We start from the raw sequence: 24,694 nt of genomic DNA, 5'->3' as shown, positions 1-24,694 counted from the left end.
ACGACTTCAAGGACGGCCGCATGCGTCTGGAACATCACGATTTCCGCCCCGCCGATCTGGTCGGCGGCGATCCTGCGCTGGATCTGGTCAATACCGTGACCGCACGCGATACCCAGCCGCGCGACTGGCTGGACGACTATTCCGCACTGCTGCGCTGGGCGCAGCGCAGCGGGGCGTTCGCGCGCGAGGATCTGAGCGCGCTGGAAATCCTGGCCGCCGATGCGCCGGCGAAGGCCGCCGCCGCGCTGACGCGCTGCAAGACCTTGCGCGAGGCGCTGTGCGATGCCTTATACGCCCTCGCCCACCGCCGCGAACCGGCCGAAGCCGATCTGGAGTCCCTGGACCAGGCGCGTCTGGCGGCTTCGCGCGCCGCGCGTCTGGTGTCGCGCGATTCGCGTCTACAGACGCTGTGGACCGCCGAACGCTCGGGCCTGGACCTGATCGCCCACCTCGTCACCGCCTACGCGATCGAAATGCTCAGGGACGCGCGCCTGGACCGGCTGCGCGTATGCGACGGGCGCGATTGCGGCTGGGTGTTCATCGACACCTCCAAGAGCGGACGCCGCCGCTGGTGCGACATGGCCACCTGCGGAAACGTGGCCAAGGCGCGGCGATTCCAGCAAAAGCAACGCGATTGAACCCGGAGCCGGGTCGCATCGGCCGGCGCCACGCAGCCATCGTTCTCATCGCCCCGACTCGGACGGAAGGACGGGCGCGGTCGTCGCTCGCTCCGATCCACGACGCCATCGCGGAGGTCGCGTGAACCATTCCAGCCCGCCTAGCCCTACCGATCCGATCGCGCAATGGCTGTCCACCGCGATGCTGGCCGCGGCCTGCGCGACCGCGTGCGCGATGGCTTATCAACGGCCGGCGCGGCCAGTGTCCGAACCGCAACGCTGGGCGCCGCCCAACATCGCCAGCGACCAGTACGAATCCTCGCCCGCCTTCAGCCCCGATGGGCGCGAGCTGTACTTCATGCGCAGCGATCGCCAGTTCGCCCAATGGCGGATCCTGCGTTCGCGCTGCGGGCCCGACGGTTGGTCGTCGCCGCAACCGCCGGAGTTCGCCGCCGAGCGCGCGGGGCTGGATGCGGACCCTTTCGTCGCCGCCGATGGACGCCGCCTGTACTTCGTCTCGGCGCGCCACGATCCCCAAGGCGAGGATCTGGACATCTACTACGTCGAGCGCGAATCCGACGGTGGTTGGGGCACGCCGCAACGCCTGCCGGCGCCGGTCAACTCGAAAGCCTCGGAATTGTTGCCGCGCCTCGCTGCAGACGGGCAGTTGTATTTCGGTTCCAGCCGCGAAGGCGGCCTGGGCCAGGGCGACCTGTACACCGCCCGGCAAGACGCCGACGGCGCCTGGAAGGTGCGCAATCTCGGCGCGCCGCTGAGCACCGCGGCCAACGAGTACGAGGCCGAAATCGCCCGCGATGGCCGTCAGCTCATCGTAGTGAGCGATCGCGGCGATCGTTCGAATCTGTACCGCTATCGGCGCGAAGGCGAGCGCTGGCGCGAACTCGGCCGCATTCCGGCACGCCAAGACGTTTTCCAAGTCGGCCCGCTGCTGTCGCCGCGCGGCGACCGGCTGTTGTTCGCGCAAGCCGACGGCGAGCGCTCGGGCGAGTTCTTCCTGGTCGATCTGGTCGCCGAACCCGATACTCGATGGCCGCCGCAATGCCCCGCCGCCGCGCGCTGAACCGCTCAACCCGACGCCGCGGCCGCAGCGCCGAGCATCAACGCACTGCTCCACATCATCGCCGCGAACAAGAATCCGAACAGCGCCAAGGCAACGCCGGCCAAGCCCAACGCACCCCAGAAGAACACCACCAGTTCGACGTCGCGCTGAATCACCACCCAACTGTCGCTCTCAGTCCCGGACGGCGCGTTTTCGATCGACAGTTCGACCACGCCGTCGTCCGGAACGATGAAGCTGGTGGTGAACGGCAACACGGGTCGGCGGTTCTGGAGCAGCCGCACCGGCTTGCCGTACTGATCCAATTCGGCGCCTTTCGCGTCGTACAGCACGAACCGGGCGCCGTCCCAATCGTCGCCTTGCGTGAACGCATTGCAGTAGACCCCGCCGGGCAATGCCAGTCGCTGCCGCGGAAGCGGACGCACGCGCGCCAGCATCGAGGTGGCGTACACGCGACTAGCGGATCTGATCCCTACGATCGCCAGACCGACGCCGAGCAACGCGAGCGCCGGCAAGGCAAAGTGCCAGATCGTCCATGACATCGACCGTTCTCCTGTCTTGGCGACCGCCGCCAAGGCTCATTCAAGCAGAAATGCCGGGGACGTGTTCTTCATCGTCCGCCGGCCGCGTCGGCCGCGGCTTGGGCGGAATCAACGGCGTCTGCTGCATATTGCCGTAGAGCAGCGACACGCCGGCGCGCACCCCGCCGACCAATTCCAGTTCGAAACGCTCGGCATCGCGCTTGCGGATATCGGCGACCACCTCGGCCGCGTCGTCGGCCGGCACACCCAGTTCCACCAGCGCCGCCTCGCCGAACCGCATCGCCGACTCGAAGGTTTCGCGCACCTGCAGGTCGACCCCGGCATGCACCAGCTCCAGCGCGTGCTCGCGATCGAAACTACGCGCCAGCAACCGCGCCTGCGGGAACTCGTGACGGATCAGCTGGGCGGTGACCGTGGCCGCGGCGCGGTCGTCGATGCAGATCGCGATCAACTGCGCGGTGCCGGCGCCGGAAGCGCGCAGCACGTCCAGACGGGTGCCGTCGCCGTAATAGACCTTGAAGCCGAAGGTCTGCGCGCTTTCGATCATCTCCACGTCGGTGTCGATGATCGCCACCTCCACCCCGCGCGCCAACAACGACTGGCTGACCACTTGGCCGAAGCGGCCGAAGCCGATCAGCAACACGCTGCCGCCGAGCCCGTTGGGCTCGTCCACGCCTTCCAGCGACAAGGCGGTCTTGGGCGAGAATTTGCGCAAAGCGATAATCGCCAGCGGCGTCAGCACCATCGACAACACCACGATCGCGCTGAGATTGGCGCTGACCTCGGCGTCGATCAGCTTGGCGTTGGCCGCGGACGAGAACAGCACGAACGCGAACTCGCCGCCCTGCGCCATCAGCACCGCGCGATCCAGCGCCTCGGTGTGGCAGGACTTCATCACCCGCGCGACGACGTAGATGCACACCGCCTTGACCAGCATCAGCGCGAGCACCCCGCCGACGATCATCGGCCAGTTCGCCGCGACCACCTTCAAGTCCAGCGACATGCCCACGCTGAGGAAGAACAGGCCCAGCAGGATGCCGCGGAACGGTTCGACGTCGGCTTCCAACTGGTGGCGGAAGGTCGATTCCGACAGCAGCACGCCGGCCAGGAACGCACCCATCGCCATCGACAAGCCGCCGATCTGCATCAGCAAGGCTGCGCCCAGCACCACCAGCAGCGCGGCGGCGGTCATCACCTCGCGCGCCTTGGCCGCCGCCAACACCCGGAACAAGGGATTGAGCAACCAGATGCCGGCCGCGACCAAGGTCGCCAGCGAGGCCAGGGCGATGCCGATGTCGGCCCAGCGCGAATGCGCGGCGGCGCTCGGGTTGGCCTCCGGCGGCGCCATCAACGCGACCAGCGCCAGCAGCGGCACGATCAGCAGATCTTCGAACAACAGAATCGAGACGATGCGCTGCCCGCGCGGCAAGGCCAGATCGCTGCGCTCGCCGAGGATCTGCATGACGATCGCGGTGGAGGTCAGCACGAAGCCCATCGCGCCGATGAAGGCGACCATCGGCGGAAAACCGAAGGCCAGGCCGACCCCGGTCATGGCCAGCGCGCACAGCGCAATCTGCGCGGTGCCCAGGCCGAAGATCTCGCGGCGCAGGCTCCACAGATGCGAGGGCCGCATCTCCAGGCCGATGATGAACAAGAACATCACCACGCCGAGTTCGGCCACGTGCAAGATCGCCTGCGAATCGGCGAAGAAGCCCATCCCGAACGGGCCGATCGCCAGGCCCGCGGCCAGATAGCCCAGCACCGAGCCCAGACCGATGCGCTTGAAGATCGGCACTGCGATCACTCCGGCGGCCAGCAACACCACCACCTTGACCAGTTCGCTGCCTTGCGCTTCGACGGCCATCGCGCGTCTCCCCTCGTTTCGTTGCGTTCGTGCGGATCCAGGCCCAATACGCGGCCCTTGAAGCACAGACTATCAGGCGCGCGCGGCACGCGAATCCGGTACCGGCTTTGCGTATCATCGCCGACGTCCGAATCCGTTCTGGAGCATCCATGCGCCATCGCGCGGCCGCACTCGCTTCCGCCTTGCTGGTGACCGCCTTCGCCGGTGCCGCGCAGGCCGGCGGCGATGGGGCGACGGTGCTCAGCGCGACCGTCGCCGATCGGCCGATCGAAGGTGCATCGATCCAATTGCAGCGCCCCGGCCGCGAACCGCTGACGGCGGTCACCGACGCGCACGGCCGCGCCGCGCTCGACCCGGCGGCGTTGCGCGACCCCGTCGCGCGACTGAGCATCCGCAAGTCCGGCCATGCCGAATTACTGGCGCGCTGTCCCTGCGACGGATCGAACTACGCGCTCAGCCCGGCCCTGCAGAGCCTGGACGGTTTGCGCATGGTGCTCAACTGGGGCGCGGCGCCGGCCGATCTGGATGCGCATCTGAGCTTTCCCGGCCAACACATCTATTTCGAGCGCAAGAACGGCGAGGACGCGCGCCTGGACCTGGACGACACCGAGCGCCACGGTCCGGAAACCATCACCGTGCTGCGCAAGCATCCCGGCGAGGCCTACACCTACGCCGTGCACGATTTCGCCAATCGCCAGAATCCCTCCGCCGACGCTCTGGCGCGCAGCCGGGCGCGGGTCTACGTCTACGTCGGCCAAAGTCTGGTGCGCACCTACGCGGTGCCGCCGCAACCCGGGAATTTGTGGACCGTGTTCCGGGTCGACGGCGAAGGCCGCTTCGAGGACGTCAACCGGATCGGCACCAGCCGTTCGGCAGCGGATCGGATCGGCGCGGAGATCGCCCAGATCCATGGCGACGGTGGCGACCTGGCCGAGAGCGAAAACGGCGAGGATGCCGCGCTGGCCAACGAACGCGGTGAAGCGGCGTATCGCGCCGGCGATCTGATCGTAGCCATCGCCGCGTATCAGCAGGCGATCGAACTCGATCCCAACTACGCCCAGGCCTACGCCAATCTGGGCTTGGCCTACGTCAAGCGCGGCCGCGCCGCCGAGGCGATCTGGGCCTCGCGCAAGGCCATCGCCCTGGCCAAGGGCGCCAACGCGGCCACCGTCCGCGCCGGCGCGCACTACAACATCGGCAAGCTCTACGAAGAAGACGGCCAATACGAACGGGCGATGTCGAGCTACCTGGCGGCCAAGCGCGAGAAGCCCGACAAGTCTTACGATCAGGCCCTCGAACGCGTCAGCGCGTACTGAGGAGCGACATCCGGTGCACAGCCCGTTCCATCGATTTCGAACCACGCAGCGGCGGCTGAGCGTGCTCCTGCTCGTGTTCGCCGTGTTGTCAGCGAGCGCCGTCGCTCACGCCGCCGGTCCGAGCCAGGTCGCCAGCGCCGATCGCGCGACCTGGCCGGATCCGATCGATTCGCCGACCGCGTTCGATCGCGCCTCGCGCGCCGAGATTCTCGCCTTCGCTCATGAGCTGGCGCTCAGCGAATCCCTCGACGATACCGACCTGACCGCGCGCCTGCGGCTCAAGCAGTTCGGCCTCGCATCGCGCGCATCGGTCGACAAGCTGCGCGCGCGTTACTGGCAGCGGCTGGCCGCCAACTATCGCCTGGCCTCGCGCAGTTGCCGCGAGCGCGAAGCGTTCTGCGAACCGGCCGCCGACGCCGAGGCGCTGCGCAAGCGGGCGCTGGCCTTGCAGACCGCGCCGCAACCGGCCTATGCGGCCTGGCGCGCCGACGCGGCCCGCTTCCATCGCATCTACCTCGACGAACTGTTGCGCCTGGCCGCGCTGTTCCCGCGCGTCAGCAGCGAGATCGACACCTACGGCGACGGCGAACTCGATGGCAGCGAACTGCCCGATCGGCGCTTCCTTCTGACCTTCGACGACGGCCCCAGCGCCGCCGGCGGCAGCACCGACAAACTGCTGGCGACGCTGCGCGAGCACAAACTCGATGCGACCTTCTTCGTGCTCGGCCTGTCGCTGCAACGCCAAGCCGACGCCGGCGCGGCCGGCCGCACCGCGCAGCGTTATGCGGGCATGTGCCTGGCTTCGCATGGCTGGGAACACCAATCGCATTCTCGCTGGCCGCAATGGCAGGATTCGGTGACCCGCAGCAGCGCGCTGATCAAGGCCCAGGCGGGATCGGCCTACGTGCCGCTGTTCCGCCCGCCCTACGGCCAGCGCCGCGCCGACAGCGGCGAATTCTTCCGCCAACAAGGCCTGCGCGTGGCGCTGTGGAGCATCGACTCGCAGGATTGGAACGCCAAGATGACGCCGGCCGACATCCAGGGCCGCCTGCTCAGCCTGATGCTGTTGTGGCGGCACGGCACGATCCTGTTTCACGATATCCACGACAAAGCGCGCATCGCCCTGCCGTGGCTGCTGCGGCAGACTCGGGGCGCGGGTCTAGAGTGGATCGGTTGCCAGGAGTATCGCGGCCGCGGTTGATCCACGCAGATCACATCCTGCCGCCTGGGCGTAGCACCGCGCGCTCGATAGCGTCGGCGCTCTCGCGCCCAGGTATTACCGGAACGGGTTCATCGACAAGTTGTTTGGTGGCCGATCCATCTCGGCGGAACGAACCAGACTTACTCGCCAAAAAAGACGGCGAATGCTGGAATTTCACACCGGCAAACCAAAACGGCACGCCTAAAGCATGCTGGATGCGCCAAATGCCCTTGAATGATTGGGAGTGAGCCGAATTGCGCTCATCTTGCGAGTAGTAGGAACAGCGCCGTGTTTTTCGCGGCGCTGTTGCGAGCGGTGCGATGCGAGTGGCGTGAACCCGCGACCGGATCGAATCGCCACAAGCATCCCGTCTTTTCAAACAAGGAAGAATTGGCCATGCATACGATGTTCCGACTCCCAGTCTTCGCCGGACTGTTCGCATTGACCCTGCCTCTGTCCGCACTGGCTTCGCCGCCACCTACCGCCACCCTGCATCAACAGGTCTGTGGCGATCATTGGGTCGATTTGGACCTGGTTTTCGGTCAGACCGCCACCACCGCGACGGTGCGCTCGGAGGCGGACTTTTCGCCGAGCGGCTTCAGTCCTCCGGCGCCGCTGCCCCAGTACTACGTCGCCTCGGTCACGGTCTCCAGTCGCAACACAGCTCGTCCGAACTGGTCGACCTCCACTCAGGATAAGGACGGCTATGACTCTTACATCTCTGATCCTTTGCACGTCGGCAATTCGGTGTTCAAGGGCGCGGGCTGCGAGTTGGCCGCCACGGCTACTGTCAACGTGCAATGCAATGACGGTCATTGGGAGTACAAGAGCCTGAGCCGCAATTGGCTGGGTTGCGGCATGTAAAGCGACCCCGCTCGACGAGTGCATTCGAGCGAGTTCGCTGGCGTCAAGGAAGGTGCCGCCGCGACGGCACCTTCCATTTCATCGCATCATTCTCATCGCGCCCAGGTTTCAATGAATCAAACCAACGCCGCCTGATGCACCCCGGCGATCGCTCTCCCCGATGGATCGGCCGCGTTGGCGAACGCCGCATCCCAGGCGATCGCCGCGGGCGAGGAACAGGCGATCGACTTGCCGCCCGGCACCGTCTCGGCGCAGGCCGTGCCCGGGAACAGGCCATCGAAGATGCCGCGGTAGTAGTACGCCTCCTTGGTCTGCGGGGTATTGATCGGGAAACGGCTCGCGGCCGTGGCGAACTCGCGGTCGCCCACGTGAGTCTCGGCATGCAGCTTCAAGCCATCGATCCAGCCGTAGCCGACGCCGTCGCTGAACTGCTCCTTCTGCCGCCACAGGATCGCGTCGGGCAGATAGCCTTCGAAGGCCTCGCGCAGGATCGACTTCTCGATCTTGCCGGCGGCCTTGTCGACCATCTTGGCCTGCGCGTCCATGCGCATGGCGACGTCGAGGAATTCCACGTCCAGGAACGGCACGCGCGGCTCCACGCCCCAGGCCATCATCGACTTGTTGGCGCGCAGGCAATCGAAGCTGTGCAACGCGTCGAGCTTGCGCACCAGTTCCTCATGGAACTCGCGCGCGTTGGGCGCTTTGTGGAAATACAGATAGCCGCCGAAGATCTCGTCGGAACCCTCGCCCGACAACACCATCTTCACCCCCATCGCCTTGATCCGCCGTGCCAGCAGGAACATCGGCGTGGAGGCGCGGATGGTGGTGACGTCGTAGGTCTCGATGTGCGCGATCACGTCCGGCAGCACGTCCAGGCCTTCTTCGAAGGTGTAGGTAAACCCGTGATGCACGGTGCCGAGCGCTTCGGCGGCGATTTCGGCCGCGGCCAGATCGGGCGAGCCCTGCAGGCCGATCGCGAAGGAGTGCAGACGCGGCCACCAGGCTTCGGCCTGATCGTCCTCTTCGATCCGGCGGCGGGCGAAGCGCGCGGCGCAGGCCGCGACCAGGGACGAATCCAGGCCGCCGGACAGCAGCACGCCGTAAGGCACGTCGCTCATCATCTGCCGATGCACCGCGCGTTCGAAGGCTTCGCGCAGTTCCTGCTTGGACACTTCCACGCCCTGGGTCGCTTCGTATTCGCGCCACGGCCGCTGGTAGTACTTCACCGCCACGCCGACGTCGCTGTCGTAGTAATGGCCGGCCGGGAACGGCGCGACGTCGTCGCACAGCCGCGCCAGCGCTTTCATCTCCGAGGCGACCCACAGGCGGCCGTCGGCGTCGTGGCCCCAGTACAGCGGACACACGCCGATCGGATCGCGCGCGATCACGTAGCGGCCGCGCGCGGCGTCCCACAACGCGAAGGCGAAGATGCCGTTGAGGCGGTTTAGCAGTTCGCCCAGGTCGCCGCCTTCGCGGTACAGGGCGTTGATGACTTCGCAGTCGGACTTGGTCTGGAACTCGTACGGCGCGGTGATCTGCTGTTCCAGTTCGCGGTGGTTGTAGATCTCGCCGTTGACCGCCAAGGCCAGTTCGCCGTCGGACGAGCGCAGCGGCTGCGCGCCGCCGGTCGGGTCGACGATCGCCAGGCGCTCATGCACCAGGATCGCGCGCGGATCCACGCTGACGCCGGACCAGTCCGGGCCACGGTGGCGTTGCTTGGCCGACAAGGACAGGGCCAAGGGTCTGAGCGGTCGCAGATCGGCGCCGGGACGGAGGTCGAACAGACCTAGGATCGAGCACATCGGGGAATCTCCTGAAGGGTTTGAAGCGTTAAGGATCGTTCGAAGCGATTGCGGGATTTCGGGATTTCGGGGGCCTGAAACGCAAGAAGCCCACACTTCGCAGTGCGGGCTTCCTGAGCGATTGAGCGTGTGTTGCGCGCGCTAATCGCCGGCCCGCGGGAGGCTGGCGTTATTGCGGTTATTGTTGTTGGCGCGCACGTTGGCCACCAACGAACGCAGGCGGCCGGCGGAAGCGGCGCTGCGGATCGGGGCGGTGGCGGACACGAAAGTCATGGACGGATCGTGCTTGAGGACGGCGACGGATGCAAGCGCCGCCTGCCGGGGCCAACGCGACCGCCGTCGCGATCCGGACATCGGGCCACGGCGGAAAGCCCGGCGACCCCCGAAGTCTCTTGTGGGAGGGCCTTCAGGCCCGACGCCTTCCGAACAGATGCGGTTGTAGCCGCGATCGGAACGAAAAGCGTCGGCCCTGAAGGCCCTCCCACAACAGACCTCGCCGCCTTCGCCCGGAGCGGAATGGCCCTGATTGCCCAAGCCATTTCATCGCTCCTTCGCGGCTCCGCCACGGACTTCGGCTAAGCTCGCCCACGGAGGATACCCATGGCCAAATGGATCAAGCGCGGCCTGCTCGCGCTGCTTTGCCTGTCGTTGATCGGCGGATTGACCGCCTGGTGGTTGCTGCGCGGCAGCCTGCCCCGCCTGCAAGGCGAACTCGCGCTGCCGGGATTGTCCGCGCCGGTGACGATCCAGCGCGACGCGCTCGGCGTGGTCACCGTCGATGCCGCCAACGAAACCGATGCGATGCGCGCGCTGGGCTATGTGCACGGCCAGGAGCGCTACTTCGAAATGGATCTGCTGCGCCGCACCGCGGCCGGCGAGTTATCGGCACTGTTCGGCGCGCGCGCGCTGGACTACGACCGGCAACACCGCGTGCATCGTCTGCGCCATCGCGTTCAGACGCAGCTGGCCTCGTTCGCGACCGACAAGGCCGCCCTGCTGCAGGCCTACGCCGACGGCGTCAACGCCGGCGCGCAAGGCTTGTCGCGCAAGCCCTGGCCCTACCTGTTGCTGCGCGCCGAACCCGAACCGTGGACGGTCGCCGATTCGGCCCTGGTCGGTTACGCCATGTACTTCGACCTGCAGGACGGCAGCAACGCGCGCGAATACGCGCAGTGGCGCATGAGCCCGCATCTGCCGGCGCCGCTGTACGCCCTGGTCACGCACCTGGGCAGCACCTGGGACGCGCCGCTGTTCGGCGCGCCGGTCGGCGATGCCGCACTGCCGACGGCGCAACAAGTGGACTTGCGCAAACTGCCGTCGCCGCCGCCGGGCAAGTTGGTGCCGTTGCCGTTCCTCGACGAGATCGGCAGCAACAACTTCGCCGTCGCCGGCAGTCTCACCGCCGACCGACGCGCGATCGTCGCCGACGACATGCATCTGGGTCTGCGCGCGCCCAACACTTGGTTCCGCGCGCGCCTGCGCTACGCCGACGCGCGCGCGGCCGGCGGGCGCATCGACGCCAGCGGCTTCACCCTGCCCGGATTGCCGGCGATCGTGGTCGGCAGCAACACCCACATCGCCTGGGCTTTCACCAACAGCTACGGCGACTGGGCCGACTGGTCGCGCCAACCCGGTTGCGCCGGCGACGCCAAGCCGCAGACCTGCGCCGGCCTGACCGTGCACCAGGAAACCATCGCGGTCAAAGACGGCCCCGCGCAGACCCTGACCGTGCGCGAGACGCCCTGGGGCCCGCTGCTGCACGACAACCCCGATGGCAGCGCGCTGGCCCTGCGTTGGAGCGCGCACCTGCCTGGCGCGCTCAATATGGGCCTGTCCGATCTGCTGCACGCGCAGTCGGTGGACCAGGCGCTGACGGTCGCGCGCAAGGTCGCCATGCCGGTGCAGAACCTGGTGGTCGGCGATCGCCAGGGCAAGATCGCCTGGCGTCTGCTCGGCCCGCTGCCGGAACGGCATGAAGGCTGCTCCACCACCGCGTTGATCGAGAACCTGGGCGACGGCGCGGCCGCGTGCGTGCCCTGGACGATCCAGACCGAAGACGCGCCGAACCTGATCGCGCCGCCGTCGGGCCGGTTGTGGACCGCCAACACCCGCACTCTCGACGGTCTGGACCTGGAACGCATCGGCGACGGCGACTACGTGCTCGGCGCGCGCGCCGGACAGATCCGCGACGGCCTGTTCGACAAACAACAGTTCACCGAACGCGACTTGCTGGCGATCCAACTCGACGATCGCGCACTGTTCCTGCAACGCTGGTGGAAGCTGTTGCAGGACCAGGCCGGGCGCGTGTCCAAGGGCGGCCAAAGCCCGGCGCTGACCGCGTTGGCCGCGGCCTCCAAGCATTGGGAAGGCCGCGCCGAACCGAACTCGGTGAGCTACCGCATGGTGCGTAACTGGCGCCGCGCAGTATTCACCCACGTCGCCAACGGCCTGACCGCGCCGGCGCAGGCGGCGATGGGCGCGCAGTTCGAAATGCCCGAACTCAGGCAGCTCGAAGGCGTGGTCTGGCCGCTGTTGAACCAGCGTCCGGCGCATCTGCTGCCGCGCAACGAATCCAGTTGGGACACCTTGCTCGAACACGCCGCCGCCGACGTACTCGCCGATCTGAACATCGCGCCCGGACCCAACGCCGCCGCGCAGTTGTCCAAGCACCGCTGGGGCGAGCACAACACCGCCGCGATCTGCCACCCGCTCGCCTCGGCCCTGCCCGGCTTCGCCAAGGGCGCGTTGTGCATGCCGCCCGACGAATTGTCTGGCGATGCCGCGATGCCGCGCGTGCAGCGCAGCAACTTCGGCGCCTCCGAACGCATGGTGGTCTCGCCCGGTCACGAAGCCGACGGCATCATCCACATGCCCGGTGGCCAGAGCGGCCACCCGCTGTCGCCGTTCTGGGGCGCGGGCCACGACGATTGGGTGCACGGACGGCCCACGCCATTCCTGCCGGGCACGGCGAAATACACGCTGACCCTCAAGCCCCGGTAATCGCGCGCACCGACAACTCAGCGGTCGCAGCTCGCGCTGCTCTACATGACTTACCTGTAGGAGCGGCGCAAGCCGCGACCGCGAAAACCCGCCGACGACGCCTGCTCGACTACGGCGACGCGACCGGCAGCACCGCGGTCGCGGCTCGCGCCGCTCCTACAGGGAGAAGCCGAGGCGCATTTGTTCAGCGCAACAAACGCTCGATCAACGCCAGATAAAGATCCGGCAGCGCCTCCAGATCGGCCACCGACACGTTCTCGTCGACCTTGTGGATGCTCGCATTGACCGGCCCGATCTCGATGCACTGCGCGCCCAGCGGCGCGATGAAGCGCGCGTCCGAGGTGCCGCCGCCGGTGCTCTCCAGCGGCGCGGCGCCGGCAAACCGCGCCAGCACCTCGCGCGCCGCCGCGCGCAATGGCCCTTCCGGGGTGTAGAACGGCTCGCCGCCGCGGAACCAGCGCAACTCGTATTCCAGTCCGTGCGCCTGCAACACCGCTTCGCATTCGCGCTCCAGACTCTCGGCGTTCCAGCTCGGGTTGAAGCGCAGATTGAACAGCACCTGCAATTCGCCGGGAATCACGTTGTTGGCGCCGGTGCCGGCGTTGATATTGCTGATCTGCAGCGAGGTCGGCGGGAAGGTCTCGTACCCCTCATCCCAACGCCGCGCGGCCAGTTCCGACAAGGCCGGCATCGCCTGATGGATCGGGTTGCGCGCCTTCTCCGGATAGGCGACATGACCCTGCACGCCGATCACTTTGAGCGTCGCCGACAAGGTGCCGCGGCGGCCGACACGCAACAGATCGCCCAGTTTCGCCGTCGACGACGGCTCGCCGGTGATGCACCAATCGATGCGCTCGCCGCGCGCGCGGAAGGTTTCAGCGACGCGGCGCACGCCGTCGATGGCGTCGCCCTCCTCGTCGGAGGTCAGCAGCAACGCGATCCGGCCGCGATGCCGAGGATGCGCCGCGACGAACTGTTCGAGCGCGACCACGAACGCGGCCACGCTGCCTTTCATGTCGGCCGCGCCGCGCCCGTACAGCACGCCGTCGCGGATTTCGGGCAGATACGGATCGCTGGCCCAACTGTCGACCGGCCCGGACGGCACCACGTCGGTATGTCCGAGCAACACCAGAGTCGGTCCCTCGCCCGCGCCGTGCACCGCCCAAAGATTATCGACCTCGCCGAAACGCAGGTGCTCGCAAGCGAAACCCGCACGGCTCAAACGCTCGGCGATCAGCCGCTGGCACCCCAGATCGTCGGGCGTGACCGACGGCCGCGCGATCAAATCGCAGGCCAACTCCAACACCGCGCTCTGGCCGCCGACGCTCACGAACCGATCCCGAAGCGCTGCTTGAAGCCGTTGTCGCTGAAGCCCTGGGTGACTTTGCCCTCGTCGCTGACCACGACCGGGCGCCGGATCAGCTGCGGATACTCCTTGAGCAGCAGCTTCCACTCCGCATCCGACGCCGGCTCCTTGCGGTTCGGCGGCAAGGTGCGCCACGTCGTCGAGGACTTGTTGATCAACGACTCCCAGCCGCCGAGCTGATGCTTCCACTCGATCAGCGTCTCCGGCGGCTGCCGGTTATCGCGATAATCGACGAAGCTGTGCGCGACGCCGAAGCGATCGAGCCATTTGCGGGCTTTCTTGCAGGTGTCGCAGTTGTTCAAACCATAAAGCGTGGTCATGGATCCCTCGTCGAATTCTGTTTATGTGCCGCTATGCGATTTTCCAGGTCCTTGATCAGCGGGGGCGGACCGTACGGCAGCACGTCCAGGAACGTGTCGCGGACGAGGAACACGATCTTGTCGCCGAACTTCCCCGGAACGGCCAGCGCCAGCGTCAAGCGAACGAGCGTGCGAATGCGCTGGGCCTTGACGCCGACCACATCGCGCAGGAGCACCGTGTCCTCCACTCCACGATTACGCACCAGCAAGCGGTCGCCGTCGTCGAAGACCTCGTCCAACACACCGCGCATGAACCAACAGTAATAGCTCGCCGACGCCACCAGCGCGATCGCGAACACGACCGCCGCTTCGACCGGTATCGGCCGCTGGGACAACATGGCCACCAACCCGGCGGAAAACGCGCCCACCGTCAACACCGGCAGGGTGCGCTTGAAGTGATGCGATATCGACGATGAAATTCGGCGCATTGTCAGATATCTCCCGACCGGCATGAACGATCATCCGATCCATTCGGCAGACCCTTACACCCCGGATCGTCTTTTTTGCAGGTGTCGCAGTTGTTCAAACCATAAAGCGTGGTCATCTCGCCCTCGGTTCTTGCCTCAGTAAATCCATGCGGGTCCGGCACGCCCGGCGAAAGTCGATGGACACAAGGAACACGGCTTATACGTTCTTTTCGGGGAAAGGTTTTCTGAAAGACTATCGGCGCCGTCCCGGCTGCAATCGGGTCCGCGCCTCACTCACTCGGCGGCGCAAATCAGTCAGCACCGCCTTTCCGCCGAACCCCAACAGGTCCGTCTGCGGGATAAACGCAATGCGCTCGCCCAATTCACCCGGACTGCGCAACTGCAGCACGATCTGGTCTGGGTTGCTCCACCATCGTTTCCACACCCGTTCAATGTCCGCCAAGGCTATGGTGACCTCGACGCCGCGACGCCGCACACGCAGGCGGTCGCCAGCATCAAGGACTTCGTCGGCCAGTTTCAGGGAAAACGCGACATGCACGGCGCACATCGCCACAGCAAACACTAAAAAACACGCGATGAATCGCGGGTCCTCGGGAAAAGGATGCTGCCGGATATGCGCATAAGCGATAAGCAATCCAATGAACGGGATAACCACGGACCATTTGTGCAATAAGGTACAGCTCGAAGAAATGCGCCGCATGGTCATCGCCTCAGTCCGCCAACCCACGCAACAAATCGTTGATGCTGGTCTTGGACCGAGTCTTGGCATCGACCTGCTTGACGATCACCGCGCAGTACAGCGAATGCGATCCATCCTTGGCCGGCAGCTGGCCGGAGACGACCACGCTGTAGGGGGGCACGTAGCCGTAGCTGATCTCGCCGGTGGCGCGGTTGTAGATGCGGGTGCTCTGGCCCAGGAATACGCCCATGCCGATCACGCTGTGGTGGCCGACGACGAAACCCTCGACCACTTCCGAGCGCGCGCCGATGAAGCAATGGTCTTCGATGATGGTCGGCGAGGCCTGCAGCGGTTCGAGCACGCCGCCGATGCCGGCGCCGCCGGACAGATGGCAATGCTTGCCGATCTGCGCGCACGAGCCGACCGTGGCCCAGGTGTCGACCATGGTGCCTTCGCCGACGTGCGCGCCGATGTTGACGAAGCTCGGCATCAGCACCACGTCCTTGCCGATGTAGGCGCCGCGACGGGCTATCGCGCCGGGAACGACGCGCGCGCCCAGCTTGCGGAAATCCGACTCGCCATAGCCTTCGAAACGCGCCGGCACCTTGTCCCAGAACGGCGCCGGATCGGCCTCGATCACCTGCATCTCGTTAACCCGGAAGTACAGCAGCACCGCTTTCTTGAGCCACTCGTTGACGGTCCAGCCGCCCTTGCCGTCGGGTTCGGCGACACGGAATTCGCCTTGCTCCAGGCCGTCGATCACCCGCTCGACGGTCGGACGGGTCGAGCCTTCGACCTCGTCCGGCGTCAGCATGGTGCGGCGCTCGAACGCGCTGTCGACCATGAACTTCAATTCGTCCGCGCCCGGCGCCTGATTGCTCTTCTTCTTAACGGCCTTCTTGCTGGTCTTCTTGGCGGGGCTCATCGGTTTTCTCCTTCGAGGCAGGCCAGCAACGCTTCGCGCAGTGCCTGCTGTTGCGTTTCGTCGAGCGCGCGATCGCGCCCGTCGGTGATCTGGAACACGTCCTCGGCGCGTTCGCCGAAGGTGGCGATGCGTGCGTCGTACACGCGCAGCCGCTGTTTTCGCAAAGTCTGGGCGACGTCGGCCAGCAGTCCGGGGCGGTCGGTGCAGACCAGGCTCACCGTGGTGCGCGGATTGGAACTCGCGCCCTTATTGAAATCACCTTTATTAAAATCACCCTTATTAAAATCGGAGAACTCGATCTGCGGGGCGATGCGGAAATGGCGCAGATGGCGCGGCTGGGCGCGGCGCGCGGGCTTGATCCGCTCCAGCGGGCCGGCCAGGGTCGATTCCAGGCGCCGCTCCACGTCTTCGGCGCTCGGCGATTGGCGCGGATCGGTCGGCACCACTTCGAAGGTGTCGAAGATCGCCCCGTTCGGGCCGTCGAGCACGCGCGCCTGCTGGATCGCCAAGCCCAGACGATCGAGCGTGGCGACGATCGCGGCGAACAAACCGTCGCGATCGGGCGAATGCACGAACACTTCCAGCGCTCCGGCATGCGCGCCGCCGTGCGCGCTGACCGGCCGCGCGCGCACGCGGGTGTCGCCGATCGCGACGCCGCGCAGCGACGCGGCCTGCCAGGCGATCTGATCGGGCCGGCCGCGCTGGAACGCGATCTCGGGCATGCGCGCGAACAACCCAGCGATTTCCTCATCGCGCGCGCCGAACGCCGCCAGCATGGCCTGCGCGGCCTCGCGGGTTTCCGCGGCGCGTTCGGCGCCGGCGACCGGATGCTCCAATCCGCGCCGCAACGCCAAGCGCGTGGCGGTGTACAGATCGGCCAACAACCGGTCCTTCCACGCATTCCACAGCTTGGGCGAGGTGCCGGCGATGTCGGCGCAGGTCAGCAGATACAGATGATCCAGATGTTCGCGATCGGCCACCTTCGCCGAAAAGCGATGAATGACTTCCGGGTCGGCGATGTCCTGCTTCTGCGCGGTCACCGACATCAGCAGATGCTGGCGCACCAGCCATTCGACCAGGGCGGTGTCGGATTCGCTCAGGCCCATCGTGGTGCCGAACACCCGCGCATCGTCGCCGCCGAGTTCGGAATGATCGCCGCCGCGGCCCTTGGCGATGTCGTGGAACAGACCGGCGAGCAACAGCAGCTCGGGTTTGCGCAGGCGCGGCCAGGCTTCGTGGGCGATGCTGAAACGCTCGTCGGCCACGCCCGAGGCGAAGCGGGCCAGATTGCGCAGCACCGCCAGGGTGTGTTGATCGACCGTGTAGACGTGGAACAGGTCGAACTGCATGCGTCCGGAGACTTTCGAGAATGCCGGAATCCAGCGCCCCAACACGCCCAGGCGGGCCATGCGTTCGAGCGCGTGCACCGGATGCGGGCCGCGCAGAATCTTGAGGAAACGTTCGCGCAGCGCCGGCTCGGCCTTGTCGAAACTCGGCACCTTGGTCAGCGCTTCGGCCAGCGCGCGCGCGGTCTGCGAATGCAGGCCGCGGATTTCGTCGTGCGCGGCCCAGGCCGCGAACAGCGCGAAGATGTCGTAGGCGTCGCGTGGCCACTCGGTCTCGCGCGCGGTGCCCGCTGTACGAGCAGCGATGTAGTCGCGGCGCAGTTCGAAGGCCTCGTACGGACCGGTCAACGGCACCGGCACGGCTTCGCCTTCGATCTGCTCCTCGAAGCGCTGCAGCAGGCGCTCGCCGATCCGCAGCACCAGCGCGGCGCTGCGGTAGAAGCCCTGCATCATCTGCTCGACGGCGAGGTTGTCGGCGTTGTCGACGTGACCCAGGCGCTCGGCCAGCAGCTTCTGATAGTCGAAGCGCAAGCGTTCTTCGCGTTTTCGCGCGACCAGATGCAGCCCGAACCGCAGGCGCGACAGCGTGCGGCGTTCGCGCTCCAGCGTGGTCAATTCGTCCGGCCCGAGCTGGCCGATCGAGACCAGCGATTCCAGATCGGAGGTGCCGATGATGCGCAGCGCCATCCAGTGCAGGGTCTGCACGTCGCGCATGCCGCCGGGGCCTTCCTTGAGATTGGGCTCCAGGTTGTCGGCGGTGTCGCCGTAACGCGCGTGGCGCTGGCGCAGTTCATCGCGCTTGGCGATGAAGAAGTCGCGCGCCGGCCACACCTGCGAGGGCGACACCGCGGCCTGCAGCGCCATCTGCGCGACCGCGTCGGCGGCGATCGGGCGCGCTTCCAGCATCGCGGTGAGCACGGTCAGATCGGCGGCCGCCTCGGTGCATTGCGCGGCCGAACGCACTGCGTGACCGACCGGCAGGCCGGCGTCCCACAGGCAAGCGAAGAAGCAGCCGAGTTGTTCGGCCTGCGCGGTTTGCGCGTCGGGCTCGGCCAGCACCAGCAGGTCGATATCGGATTGCGGAAACAATTCGCCGCGGCCGTAGCCGCCGACCGCGAACAGCGCCAGCGGCGCGCCGGCATCGATGCAGACCTGCCAGGCCGCGCGCACCTGCACGTCGACCGCGTCGGTGCGCGCGCGCAACAGCCGGTCGATGTCGGCGTTGGCGTCCTGGTCGAAACGCTGGGCCAGCGCGGCGTCGACCGCGCTCAGCGCGGCGCGGATCGCCGCGGGACTGCCCGGCTCCGGCGCCTCATCGGATGCGGGCGCGAGCGCGGACACCGGCGAGGCGGCAGCCGATCGATCGACGGGCCGCTCGTCGGCGCCGGTAGCGGTCATAGATCGTTATCGTCGCCCGGCACGCGGGTCAGGATTTCCACGCCGTCCTGCGTCACCGCGACGGTGTGCTCCCACTGCGCCGACAACTTGCGGTCCTTGGTCACCACGGTCCAGCCGTCGGGCAAGGTCTTATGGCGATACGTGCCTTCGTTGATCATCGGCTCGATGGTGAAGGTCATGCCCGGAACCAGCTTGACGCCTTCGCCCGGACGGCCGACGTGGAGCACCTGCGGGGCTTCGTGATAGACCCGGCCGATGCCGTGGCCGCAGTAATCGCGCACCACGCTGAAGCGCTCGCCTTCGGCGTAGGTCTGGATGGCGTGGCCGATGTCGCCCAGGGTGATGCCGGGCTTGACGATGCGGATCGCGCGGAACATCGCCTCGCGGGTCACCTCGACCAGGCGCTTGGCCATGACCGAAGGGGCGCCGACGTAGTACATGCGGCTGGTATCGCCATGCCAGCCGTCCTTGATGACGGTGACGTCGATGTTGACGATGTCGCCTTCCTTGAGGATCTTGCTGTCGCTGGGGATGCCGTGGCAGATCACGTTGTTGACCGAGGTGCACACGGTCTTGGGGAAACCTTTATAGCCGACGTTGGCCGGGATCGCCTTCTGCACGTTGACGATGTGCTCGTTGCAGATGCGATCCAGCTCGCCGGTGCTCACGCCCGGCTTCACGTGCGGAGCGACGACCTGCAGCACCTCGGCGGCCAGGCGGCCGGCGACGCGCATCTTTTCGATGTCTTCGGGGGTTTTGATGGAAATGGCCATGTCAGCATTATCGCTCATTCACGTTCGCCTATCATCGCGCCGCGCGATCCTCAGCGTGCCGATGCCGGCCCCTTGTGGAGACTTGCCGTGAATCCGCGTTCTTTGCTCCTGCTGGGCGGTTTGCTGGGCGGTTCGGCCGTCCTGGCCGGTTCGCCCGCGCGCGCCGAACCGCCGGCCGCGACCGAGCCGGCCTTCGTCGAACTGGTCCCGGGCCTGTCGGTGCTGCGCGGACCGGCCACGACGGTCCTGCTGGCGCAGGCCGAGGACGCCTCGATCCTGGTCGACAGCGAACTGCCCAAGACCGCGCCGGCCCTGATGAAGGCACTGGAGGGCCGCAAACCCCTGCGCTACGTGGTCAACACTCATTGGCATCTGGACCATGTCGGCGGAAACCAGGCCCTGGCCGAACGCGGGGCGGTGGTGGTCGCGCACGAAAACGCCTGGCGCCGGGTCTCGGAAGACACCTTTCTCAAGCATTTGAACCGCACGATTCCGGCCCTGCCGATGGCAGCCCGTCCAAGTCTCACGCTCCAGGGCGACGGAAAGCTGCGCCTGGGGACGCTCGAGGCGCGCTTGATCCATGTGCCTCAGGCCCATACCGACGGCGATCTGTTGGTCCATTTCCCCGCGGCCAACGTGCTGCACATGGGCGACTGCTTCTTCAACGGCCTGTACCCGATCATCGATACCGGCACCGGCGGGATGGTCGACGGCCTGATCGCGGCGTTGGACCGCGGGCTGACCCTGGCGGACGGCAAGACCCGGATCGTCGCCGGTCATGGGCCGATCGGCGGGCGGAACGATCTCAAAGCGGCGCGAGACATGCTGGTCGACGTGCGCGAACGCGTCGCCAGGCGCAAGCGCGCCGGCAAGACCCGCGAGCAAACCCTGGCCGCGGCACCGACCCAGGACCTGGACGCGAAGTGGGGCCAGGACTGGGTCACGCCGGCCCAGATCGTGGGCTCGGTCTACGATTCCTTGCCCGCCAAGCCGTAGGCTGAACCTGCCGGTCGGATACGACAGATCCTCCAGCGCCGCGAGGTCTGTTGTGGGAGGGCCTTCAGGCCCGACGCTCTCCGCAGCGAGGCAGTCAGGCGACCTGAGCAAAAGGCGTCGGGCCTGAAGACCCTCCCACAATAGACCTCGACCCCCCAGCGATTGCTCCAAGCCCGCGCCCGGGCTACAATCCGCCGGCTTTGTGGATGGGCCGTTCGTTTTCGACCCGCTCCGCATCGCCGTCCACGCCGGACGTCACCGGCGAATACACACCTGCCGCCACAGCCCGTGCCGGGGTGCCGCGTGCCAGTCTGGAGCCAAGGCTTCAGTACAGGACCAGCGGTTCGGTCACGAAAGCGACAGGGAGGCCCAACCCCGGAACCATCGTCCGAACGCTTCGGCTTCGGATGAAACGCCATCACTCATTCGGCGTCGGTTCCTTTTCCTCGGAGTTTCGCAATGCCTCAGATCACCATGCGCCAGATGCTGGAAGCCGGCGTCCATTTCGGTCACCAGACGCGTTACTGGAATCCCAAGATGGACCAGTACATCTTCGGCGCCCGCGGCAAGATCCACATCATCAACCTCGAGAAGACCGTTCCGCTGTTCAACGACGCGATGAACTTCATCTCGGGCATCGCGCAGAAGCGCGGCACCATCCTGTTCATCGGCACCAAGCGCTCGGCGCGCGAGTCGATCAAGGAAGAGGCCGAGCGTTGCAACATGCCGTACATGACCCAGCGTTGGCTGGGCGGCACGCTGACCAACTTCCGCACCGTCAAGCAGTCGGTCTCGCGCCTGAAGGAACTGGAAGCCGGCGAAACCGACGGCACCTTCCAGAAGATGGTCAAGCACGAAGTGCTGGGCCTGCGCCGCGAGCGCGACAAGCTGGAAGCCTCGCTGGGCGGCATCAAGGACATGAACCGTCTGCCCGACGCGCTGTTCGTGATCGACATCGGCCATGAAGACATCGCGATCAAGGAAGCCAAGAAGCTCGGCATCCCGGTCGTCGCCGTGGTCGACACCAACTACGATCCGGCCCTGGTCGACTACGCCATCCCGGGCAACGACGACGCCATCCGCGCCGTGCAGCTGTACGCCCGTGCCGCGGCCGACGCCGTGCTGGAAGGCAAGGCGGCGGCTCCGCAGGTCGGTGGCGTGCGCGAGGAAGACTTCGCCGAAGGCGAAGGCGAAGGCGCCGCGAAGGACGACCGCAAGGCCGCTCCGCGCGGTCGCGCACCGGCCAAGAAGGGCCCGGCTCCGGCTGCTGCCGCGAAGACCGAAGCCGCTCCGGCGGTCGAAGGCGAAGCTCCGGCCGCCGAGTAATCGCGGCCGTCAGCGTCCCGTAACGCAGCCGCGCCATAGTGCGCGGCTGCGACACGCACCATCCGACCCCTGTAGGAGCGGCGCAAGCCGCGACCAACCAACGCCACGTCCGCGAGCGTTGCTGCCCAAGTCCATGCAGCCCGCGCGCTCAATGCGAAAAGCTCGCCGAAGGTTCATCGCTTCGGCCGCCTCCGTGGCATTCGGCCTGTTCGCTTGTCGCGGCTTGCGCCGCTCCTACTTGGGCAACACGTACACCTGAGGTAATTCACATGGCTGAAATCACCGCTTCCCTGGTCAAGGAACTCCGCGAGCGCACCGGCGCCGGCATGATGGAGTGCAAGAAGGCCCTGACCGAAACCAACGGCGACATCGAGGCGGCGGCCGAGTGGCTGCGCAAGTCGGGCGCCATCAAGGCGATCAAGAAGGCCGACCGCGTCGCCTCCGAAGGCCGCATCGCGGTCGCTCAGGACGGCGGCAAGGCCGTGCTGGTCGAGATCAACTCCGAGACCGACTTCGTCGCCAAGGACGCCAACTTCCTGACCTTCACCGACGCCGTGGCCCAGGCCGCGCTGAGTTCGGGTGCGGCCGACGTGGAAGCTCTGAAGGCCGCCAAGCTGCCGTCGGGCGAGACCATCGAGGAAACCCGCGCCGCGGTGATCGCCAAGGTCGGCGAGAACCTGCAGGTCCGTCGCCTGGTCCGCATCGACAGCGCCAACAACATCGCCGCCTACGTCCACGGCGGCAAGATCGGCGTGCTGATCGAGCTCAAGGGCGGCGACGCCGAACTGGCGCGCGGTCTGGCCATGCACGTGGCGGCGATGAATCCGCCGCACATCAAGGCCAGCGACGTTCCGGCCGCCTTCGTCGAGAAGGAAAAGGAAATCGAACTGGCCAAGATGTCCGACAAGGACAAGTCCAAGCCGGCCGACATCCTGGAGAAGATCATCGGCGGCAAGATCGCCAAGATCGTCAACGAAGTCACCCTGTACGGCCAGCCCTACGTGCTCAACACCGACCAGACCGTCGAGCAGGTGGTCAAGGCCGCCGGCGCCGATGTGGTCAGCATGCAGCGCATCGCCGTCGGCGAAGGCATCGAGAAGCAGGTCGACGACTTCGCCGCCGAAGTCATGAAGCAGGCGGGTCTGGCGTAAGCCGTCCCCTCTCATCGCGGCAACGAAAAAGCCACGGATTTCCGTGGCTTTTTTGTTGCCGGCCTTTCGGTCGGCCGGCGTTTCGAAAGCCCGCCGTTGCAGAAGAATTTCATGGGCCGGCAAGCCCGCACCGTGTTCCTGCGCCGTTCGCCTCGTGCCGGCTCATGCGAGAATGCTGCTGACGCCGCCAGAACGACTGCGCGCACATTCGCTTGTCGCCGCCCTCCTTTTCGCACCGGGCATGGATTTCGACCCTGCAAAAGCGCGGAGCTTCATCCGCCGCCGCGCGGCCGGTCAATCGATCGGCGGGCAGGACTCCGAATAGCTCGTGGTCTGCGAGATCACCGTCCATTGCCCGCCGGTGTACCGGTACTTGGTCAGCACGATCTCGAAGGCCCAGCCGACATACTCGCAAGTGGTCTCGGTGTAGAACGAGCCCTCGACCGGATCGGCCTGGGCGATCGGCAGCGTCAGCAGCAGGCCGGACAAGGTCAGCGCGCACAGCGTCTTGCTCAACATGTTCATGGAACCCTTCCTGGGTTTGGCGGCGAGGATCTCGCCGTTTCCATCATAGAACCGGCCGGCCCGGAGGCCGAGATGGCACCTGTCGGTTTTGACACCACCGCCCCCGGAAACGACGAAGGCCGGAATCGCTTCCGGCCCTCGCCACCCGACCGCCGACGCCTCCGAATCGAGGCAGGCGGCATAGACAGGTCAGCCCTGCTGCTGGAAATACACTTCCTCGTAGGGCTGCACCACCACCCAGCCGGTGCCGGCGAACTTGAGCTGGACGCTCTCGCCCGAACCGCGGCCGAACAGGGTGCCCAGCGAGATGTCGGTGACGATGTCCGGGCTCAGTCCGCCCGACCAGGCCACGGTGGCGTTCGGATCGGTGAACACCGGCTGGTCCGGGGTCACCGCCAGGGTCAAGGGCTCGTAGTGCGAGGTGATCGCGACCACGCCGCTGCCGCTGAGTTTGATGTTGAACAGGCCGCCGGACATCATCCCGGAGACCTTGCGCATCATCTTGATGTCCGAGGCGACGCCGTCCTCATAGGCCAGCACGTCGTTGCCGTTGACGAAGATCGACTCGCCGTTGAGGCGCAGCAGGGTGATCTTCTTGCCGGCGTCGGCGATGTAGACGCGGCCCTGGCCTTCCATCTTCATCAGCTGCGTGCCTTCGCCGCTGATCGCTTTCTTGAGCAGATTGCCCAGGCCCTGCTCCATCATGCCCTGGCGCACGAACTTCACGCCGCCGCGGTAGGCGACCATCGAGCCGGCCTTGGCCCAGACCCGGCCGTTGAGCTTGACCTCCAGCAGGTGCGAGCTTTCCAGTTCGAACACGTCCTGGCTGAGGTCCTTCTGCTTGGACGATTCGACGAATTCATTGAGATTCTTGATCGACACTTTCCATCTCCTTGGGTGGTGCGCGGCCCGGTGGGGCGCGGCGGCGGTTCCAGTGGCTGGACCGGCGGGCGGATCATACCGTCCGACCGCGACAACGTGATCGCCGTCGACATCGCATCGGCCGGCGGCACCGGCGCGCGGCCATGCGAATTCAGGGTCCGCGGGATGTTTCAACGCCGCCATCGCCGCCGTCGCGTGCCTCAGCGGTAGGCGCTTGAGCTACAATTCCACCCGCTTTCCGCCTCCCCCGAGATCC

Annotated in this window: 23 protein-coding genes; 10 read left to right on the top strand and 13 right to left on the bottom strand. The window is 66.6% G+C overall.

The window, feature by feature from the left end; all coding sequences use genetic code 11:
- The first annotated feature begins 20 nt into the window (after nucleotides 1-20).
- Together ACTOWJ_RS17250 and ACTOWJ_RS17245 are read left to right on the top strand one after the other, a co-directional pair.
- The gene (locus tag ACTOWJ_RS17250) at nucleotides 21-638 is read left to right on the top strand and encodes a CGNR zinc finger domain-containing protein (RefSeq protein WP_441335858.1); all 618 of its coding nucleotides are present in this window, start codon (nucleotides 21-23) and stop codon (nucleotides 636-638) included.
- Between the two features lie 121 nt (nucleotides 639-759).
- Nucleotides 760-1,698 (top strand): TolB family protein, encoded by a 939-nt coding sequence (locus tag ACTOWJ_RS17245; RefSeq protein ID WP_441335857.1) that lies wholly within the window; start codon nucleotides 760-762, stop codon nucleotides 1,696-1,698.
- A 5-nt stretch (nucleotides 1,699-1,703) separates the two neighbouring features.
- Here the strand turns inward: ACTOWJ_RS17245 and ACTOWJ_RS17240 are convergent, their stop codons facing one another.
- Nucleotides 1,704-2,237, bottom strand: coding sequence for a hypothetical protein (locus tag ACTOWJ_RS17240; protein ID WP_441335856.1), 534 nt, complete (start codon nucleotides 2,235-2,237; stop codon nucleotides 1,704-1,706).
- Nucleotides 2,238-2,277: 40 nt separating this feature from the next.
- Nucleotides 2,278-4,101 (bottom strand): monovalent cation:proton antiporter-2 (CPA2) family protein, encoded by a 1,824-nt coding sequence (locus ACTOWJ_RS17235; RefSeq protein WP_441335855.1) that lies wholly within the window; start codon nucleotides 4,099-4,101, stop codon nucleotides 2,278-2,280.
- A gap of 149 nt (nucleotides 4,102-4,250) precedes the next feature.
- Here ACTOWJ_RS17235 and ACTOWJ_RS17230 point away from each other — a divergent pair, with 149 nt between their 5' ends.
- The 3 genes from ACTOWJ_RS17230 to ACTOWJ_RS17220 all read left to right on the top strand — a co-directional run bounded on the left by ACTOWJ_RS17230 (nucleotide 4,251) and on the right by ACTOWJ_RS17220 (nucleotide 7,482).
- A complete protein-coding gene (locus ACTOWJ_RS17230) occupies nucleotides 4,251-5,417 on the top strand; it encodes a tetratricopeptide repeat protein (RefSeq protein ID WP_441335854.1) in 1,167 nt (388 codons plus the stop codon).
- A 61-nt stretch (nucleotides 5,418-5,478) separates the two neighbouring features.
- Nucleotides 5,479-6,618: a polysaccharide deacetylase family protein gene (locus ACTOWJ_RS17225; protein WP_441335853.1), complete on the top strand. Its 1,140-nt coding sequence runs from the start codon at nucleotides 5,479-5,481 to the stop codon at nucleotides 6,616-6,618.
- Nucleotides 6,619-7,014: 396 nt separating this feature from the next.
- Nucleotides 7,015-7,482 (top strand): hypothetical protein, encoded by a 468-nt coding sequence (locus tag ACTOWJ_RS17220; protein ID WP_441335852.1) that lies wholly within the window; start codon nucleotides 7,015-7,017, stop codon nucleotides 7,480-7,482.
- Nucleotides 7,483-7,598: 116 nt separating this feature from the next.
- Here ACTOWJ_RS17220 and asnB read toward each other — a convergent pair whose 3' ends face one another.
- Nucleotides 7,599-9,284 (bottom strand): asparagine synthase B, encoded by a 1,686-nt coding sequence (gene asnB, locus ACTOWJ_RS17215; RefSeq protein WP_441335851.1) that lies wholly within the window; start codon nucleotides 9,282-9,284, stop codon nucleotides 7,599-7,601.
- Nucleotides 9,285-9,425: 141 nt separating this feature from the next.
- Nucleotides 9,426-9,557: a hypothetical protein gene (locus tag ACTOWJ_RS17210; protein ID WP_441335850.1), complete on the bottom strand. Its 132-nt coding sequence runs from the start codon at nucleotides 9,555-9,557 to the stop codon at nucleotides 9,426-9,428.
- 9 nt (nucleotides 9,558-9,566) lie between these two features.
- Here ACTOWJ_RS17210 and ACTOWJ_RS17205 point away from each other — a divergent pair, with 9 nt between their 5' ends.
- Together ACTOWJ_RS17205 and ACTOWJ_RS17200 are read left to right on the top strand one after the other, a co-directional pair.
- On the top strand, nucleotides 9,567-9,863 hold the full coding sequence (locus ACTOWJ_RS17205; RefSeq protein ID WP_441335849.1) for a DUF6053 domain-containing protein: 297 nt from the start codon (nucleotides 9,567-9,569) through the stop codon (nucleotides 9,861-9,863).
- 21 nt (nucleotides 9,864-9,884) lie between these two features.
- Nucleotides 9,885-12,284 carry a penicillin acylase family protein gene (locus tag ACTOWJ_RS17200; protein WP_441335848.1) on the top strand — a complete coding sequence of 800 codons (2,400 nt, stop codon included), beginning with the start codon at nucleotides 9,885-9,887 and terminating at the stop codon, nucleotides 12,282-12,284.
- A 184-nt stretch (nucleotides 12,285-12,468) separates the two neighbouring features.
- Here ACTOWJ_RS17200 and dapE read toward each other — a convergent pair whose 3' ends face one another.
- From dapE to map, 7 genes are all read right to left on the bottom strand, one after another.
- Nucleotides 12,469-13,614: a succinyl-diaminopimelate desuccinylase gene (gene dapE / locus ACTOWJ_RS17195; protein ID WP_441335847.1), complete on the bottom strand. Its 1,146-nt coding sequence runs from the start codon at nucleotides 13,612-13,614 to the stop codon at nucleotides 12,469-12,471.
- Nucleotides 13,611-13,970: a Spx/MgsR family RNA polymerase-binding regulatory protein gene (locus ACTOWJ_RS17190; RefSeq protein ID WP_441335846.1), complete on the bottom strand. Its 360-nt coding sequence runs from the start codon at nucleotides 13,968-13,970 to the stop codon at nucleotides 13,611-13,613. Before ACTOWJ_RS17190 ends, dapE begins: the two co-directional genes overlap by 4 nt.
- Complete coding sequence (locus ACTOWJ_RS17185) at nucleotides 13,967-14,437, bottom strand: hypothetical protein (RefSeq protein ID WP_441335845.1); 471 nt, start codon at nucleotides 14,435-14,437, stop codon at nucleotides 13,967-13,969. The genes ACTOWJ_RS17190 and ACTOWJ_RS17185 overlap by 4 nt, the downstream gene beginning before the upstream one ends.
- Nucleotides 14,438-14,669: 232 nt before the next feature.
- Entirely contained in the window at nucleotides 14,670-15,143 is a 474-nt protein-coding gene (locus tag ACTOWJ_RS17180) for a hypothetical protein (RefSeq protein ID WP_441335844.1), read from the bottom strand.
- Between the two features lie 4 nt (nucleotides 15,144-15,147).
- Nucleotides 15,148-16,062, bottom strand: a complete 915-nt coding sequence (gene dapD / locus ACTOWJ_RS17175) for a 2,3,4,5-tetrahydropyridine-2,6-dicarboxylate N-succinyltransferase (RefSeq protein WP_441336095.1) — start codon at nucleotides 16,060-16,062, stop codon at nucleotides 15,148-15,150.
- Entirely contained in the window at nucleotides 16,038-18,785 is a 2,748-nt protein-coding gene (gene glnD, locus ACTOWJ_RS17170) for a [protein-PII] uridylyltransferase (protein ID WP_441335843.1), read from the bottom strand. Before glnD ends, dapD begins: the two co-directional genes overlap by 25 nt.
- The gene (gene map, locus ACTOWJ_RS17165) at nucleotides 18,782-19,558 is read right to left on the bottom strand and encodes a type I methionyl aminopeptidase (protein WP_441336094.1); all 777 of its coding nucleotides are present in this window, start codon (nucleotides 19,556-19,558) and stop codon (nucleotides 18,782-18,784) included. Before map ends, glnD begins: the two co-directional genes overlap by 4 nt.
- A gap of 87 nt (nucleotides 19,559-19,645) precedes the next feature.
- On the opposite strand from map, the gene ACTOWJ_RS17160 reads away from it, so the two are divergent.
- The 3 genes from ACTOWJ_RS17160 (at nucleotide 19,646) to tsf (ending at nucleotide 23,031) form a co-directional block, all read left to right on the top strand.
- Entirely contained in the window at nucleotides 19,646-20,554 is a 909-nt protein-coding gene (locus ACTOWJ_RS17160) for an MBL fold metallo-hydrolase (protein ID WP_441335842.1), read from the top strand.
- Nucleotides 20,555-21,013: 459 nt separating this feature from the next.
- Nucleotides 21,014-21,880: a 30S ribosomal protein S2 gene (gene rpsB, locus ACTOWJ_RS17155; RefSeq protein ID WP_441335841.1), complete on the top strand. Its 867-nt coding sequence runs from the start codon at nucleotides 21,014-21,016 to the stop codon at nucleotides 21,878-21,880.
- A 269-nt stretch (nucleotides 21,881-22,149) separates the two neighbouring features.
- Entirely contained in the window at nucleotides 22,150-23,031 is an 882-nt protein-coding gene (gene tsf, locus ACTOWJ_RS17150) for a translation elongation factor Ts (protein WP_441335840.1), read from the top strand.
- A gap of 294 nt (nucleotides 23,032-23,325) precedes the next feature.
- Here the strand turns inward: tsf and ACTOWJ_RS17145 are convergent, their stop codons facing one another.
- Both ACTOWJ_RS17145 and ACTOWJ_RS17140 read right to left on the bottom strand, forming a co-directional pair.
- The gene (locus tag ACTOWJ_RS17145) at nucleotides 23,326-23,556 is read right to left on the bottom strand and encodes a hypothetical protein (RefSeq protein ID WP_441335839.1); all 231 of its coding nucleotides are present in this window, start codon (nucleotides 23,554-23,556) and stop codon (nucleotides 23,326-23,328) included.
- Between the two features lie 189 nt (nucleotides 23,557-23,745).
- Nucleotides 23,746-24,438: an AIM24 family protein gene (locus ACTOWJ_RS17140; RefSeq protein WP_441335838.1), complete on the bottom strand. Its 693-nt coding sequence runs from the start codon at nucleotides 24,436-24,438 to the stop codon at nucleotides 23,746-23,748.
- Between the last annotated feature and the right edge of the window lie 256 nt (nucleotides 24,439-24,694).

Source organism: Lysobacter sp. CA199, from assembly GCF_052078715.1.
GTDB lineage: Bacteria > Pseudomonadota > Gammaproteobacteria > Xanthomonadales > Xanthomonadaceae > Lysobacter.
Note: the sequence above shows the minus strand (reverse complement) of the source record. Positions and strands in the feature narration are given on the sequence as shown.